The sequence below is a fragment of the Nocardioides sp. genome, from assembly GCF_035429765.1.
In the GTDB taxonomy this organism is placed as follows: Bacteria; Actinomycetota; Actinomycetes; order Propionibacteriales; family Nocardioidaceae; genus Nocardioides.
In genome coordinates this window covers 1-3,101 of sequence record NZ_DAOMFK010000275.1, presented here as the reverse complement: position 1 = coordinate 3,101, position 3,101 = coordinate 1, and the positions used below count along the sequence as shown (strand labels likewise).

At 74.8% G+C, this 3,101-nt stretch carries 3 protein-coding genes; all 3 read right to left on the bottom strand.

Annotation, left to right across the window (positions count from 1 at the left end; all coding sequences use genetic code 11):
• Positions 1 to 98: 98 nt before the first annotated feature.
• On the bottom strand, positions 99 to 374 hold the full coding sequence (locus PLP61_RS16035) for a hypothetical protein (RefSeq protein ID WP_324503763.1): 276 nt from the start codon (positions 372 to 374) through the stop codon (positions 99 to 101).
• A gap of 20 nt (positions 375 to 394) precedes the next feature.
• Positions 395 to 2,473 (bottom strand): AAA family ATPase, encoded by a 2,079-nt coding sequence (locus PLP61_RS16030; protein WP_324503762.1) that lies wholly within the window; start codon positions 2,471 to 2,473, stop codon positions 395 to 397.
• Positions 2,470 to 3,101, bottom strand: a 632-nt coding sequence (locus PLP61_RS16025; protein WP_324503760.1) for a DUF8756 domain-containing protein, incomplete at its 5' end; no start/stop codon positions are given. The genes PLP61_RS16025 and PLP61_RS16030, both read right to left, overlap by 4 nt.

Sequence of the window (3,101 nt, the reverse complement as noted above, 5' to 3'; positions counted from 1 at the left end):
GACGACCTGCCGCGCCAGCAGCGCCGACGCCGGCCCGCCCGCGACGTGGGCGCGGCTGTCGGTGTCGAGGGTGGCGGTGCGCGTGGGCCGGACCGGGCTCATGGCCGCACCGCCGTGCTCGCGCGGTCACCGACCTGCTGGCACACCTGCGCGTAGACCTGCCTTGCGACCCGGGCCGCGCCGTCGGCCACGGTGACTCCGCGGAGGTCGACGGGTGCGGTGGGACGCCGGTTGGTCGCCGGTTCGGCCGACCAAAGGCCCCGCTCGGTGAGCAGCCGAGTGAGCTCGGCCTCCACCTCGGCGCGGAACCGCTCGCGCTCGCGGGCGTCCCACCGGAAACCGTCCAGCACGAGGCGGTCGATGCGGAGGTCCACATGCCTGGGTCGAGGGCCGGTCATCCTGTCCCCTCCGCGGGTTCCAGCCAGCGGAGGTCGGCCTCGTTGACCGGCTTGTCCAGCTTGCGCAGCTCGGCGCGGGCGGCGTCGAGGACGAGCGGCATGGTCACCCCTGTGCCGGCGGCGGCGGCCGCGAAAGCGGCGTTCAGGGCGATCGTGTGGATGCTTCCGCCGGTCAGGTCCAGGCGGGCCAGCCGGGGCAGGTCCAGGTCGTCGGCCCGGGCCGCCTCGGGGAAGATCCCCGCCCAGATCGCCGTGCGCTCGGCCACTCCCGGGAACGGGAACGTCACGATGAACCGGAGCCGCCGCAAGAACGCGGTGTCCATCGAGCTCCTCCGGTTGGTGGCCAGGATGGCCAGCCCGCGGTAGTCCTCCACGCGCTGGAGCAGGTAGTTGATCTCGATGTTGGCGTAGCGGTCGTGGCTGTCCTTGATCTCGCTGCGCTTGCCGAAGAGGGCGTCGGCCTCGTCGAAGAAGAGGATCGCGCCACCTCCCTCGGCGGCGTCGAAGAGCCGGCGCAGGTTCTTCTCGGTCTCGCCGATGTACTTGTCGACGACCGCGGACAGGTCGATCCGGTAGAGCAGGAGGTCGAGCTCGTTGGCGAGCACCTCGGCCGCCGTCGTCTTGCCGGTGCCGCTGGCACCGGCGAAGAGGACGCTGATGCCGAGACCACGGTTCATCCGCTCGCGGAAGCCCATGCCGTCGTACACCTCGGCACGGTGCGCCACCTGGTCGGCGATCTGGCGCAGCTGGCGCAGCTCCGGCTCGGGCAGCTGCAGGTCCGTCCAGGTGGCCTTGGGCTCCACCCGCTGGGCGAGCTCGTCGAGGACAGGCCTGGAGTGGAGCAGGCAGGCGCGCCACAGCGCTGCCGCGCGCTGGTCGGCGGTCACGTCGGAGGTGTCGCGCAGGAGCCGCCGGATCGTGTCCAGATCGAGGTCGAACTGTCCGGTCAGGCGACGGGCGGTCGCGTCGTCCGCGCCGCCTGCGACCCGCCAGGCGGCCAGCTGCTCGGCGGGCGTCGGGAGGCTCACGTCCACCGCCAGGGCACCACCGCCGGCCAGGTCCGGGCGTGCGTCGCGGACGTCGAGCAGCACCAGGCCGGGTCGGTCCCGTAGCCAGCGCCGAACTGCGGCCGCGCCGGGTGTCCCCCGGTCGACGTCCTGCGCCTCCAGGTGCAGGGCGACCGGCGCCAGCAGGGTCTCGCGGTGCCAGAGCCGGCTCAGCAGGTCGAGGTCGGGACCGGGCGGCGGCAGCTCCTCGGCCGCGAGACCGAACGGGTGCAGTCCGACCGAGCGGGCCACCTCACCGGCCACCAGCCGCTTGCAGGGCGTGTCCGGGCCCAGGAGGAGCACCACCGGCGAGGGATCACCCTCCGCGGCCGCCCGGCGCAGCCCCTCGGTCACCTCCTGCACGACCGCGAGCTGGGTCGGCGCCAGGTGCTCGTCGGTGGTCTCCGGCATCGGCCGAAGCAGGGGGCGCAGCCGTTCGTCCAGGTGGTACAGGCCCTTGACGAAGCTGACGACCCGGTCGTCGGCGCGCAGCCGGCTGGCGGTCAGCGGCTCGGGGCCGCTGCGCAGCACCTCGACGAGGTGCCACTGACGCAGCGGCCTCTCCGGCGACAGCGCGTCCCACGCCGGGTCGTCGAACACCGACATGGCCAGCGCGAAGGTCGGGTGCGCGAGCGCCGGGTCGCCGTGGGCACGGGCGCAGAGCCCGGCGATCCGGGTGTCGAGCTCCATGCCGACGGCCAGCAGCAGGACGTTGCGCTCGAAGGCCGTCAGCCCGAAGCGGCGGGCGAGGGCCACCAGCGGCGGTGGGTCGTCCTCGCGCTCGGCCTCGGCCAGCACGGGCGGTGCCGCTGTGGGAGCACCGGTGCCCGACCCGGGAGCGGGTACGGGTACGACGGCGCGCTGGCCCGTCCGCCGCCCGAACAGGGCCTTCGGCTCGTGCGGGCGGGCGCCCTCGGTCGCCTCAGCGCGCACCTCGCGGGCGGCCGCTTCCAGCCGTTCGCGGAGCCAGGCCACTGCGCCGGCCAGGAACCGGTCGTTGGCGGCCAGCCACTCGTCGTACTCGGTCATGGCACCGCCACCTGCTGGTCGGGGTCGAACGCCGGCAGGGGTGGGTCGCCGGCGTAGGTGACGGGGATGCTGTCGACGCCGTCGACGCGCAGGCGCACGGGATGGGAGCCGGCGGGGACCTCGGGCACCGCGAACGTCAGCGACGTCGGCAGCGACGGGTCGGCAGGGCTGGTGAGCGAGGCCGGATCGACCTGCTGACCGGCCAGCAGCAGCCGGACCTTCTGGCCCGGCTGCACGCGCGGGGCGCAGGTGACCGTGAGGGTGCTGCCGGGGGCTGCGGGGCCGTCGGCGGCGCGCGGGCTGACGGTGATGGTGGGCGCCACGGCGACGGCGACCGCGTTGCTCACCACGGCCGGCAGGCCCGGCGGCTCGCGCACCGCGGTCACGGCGACGAAGCCGGGAGCCCAGCGGACCAGCGCCTGAGGGTCCTCGGTGAGTGGCCGGAGCCGCAGCACCACCTGGTCCGCGGGCTCGTCCGGCTCCGGCGGCCGACGGCGCAGCTCCACCGGCGGCAGCGGCTCGGACAGCAGGTGCGTGAACCGGAACAGCGTCTCCGGGTCGCCCAGCTGCGACCCCTCCACGACCAGCTCCTCCCCCAGCCGCACGGCGCTCTGCGACCGCGGCGGCG

Excerpts from the sequence above, each read along its gene's own strand:
- PLP61_RS16030 (WP_324503762.1), bottom strand. The coding sequence starts at position 2,473 with ATGACCGAGTACGACGAGTGGCTGGCCGCCAACGACCGGTTCCTGGCC.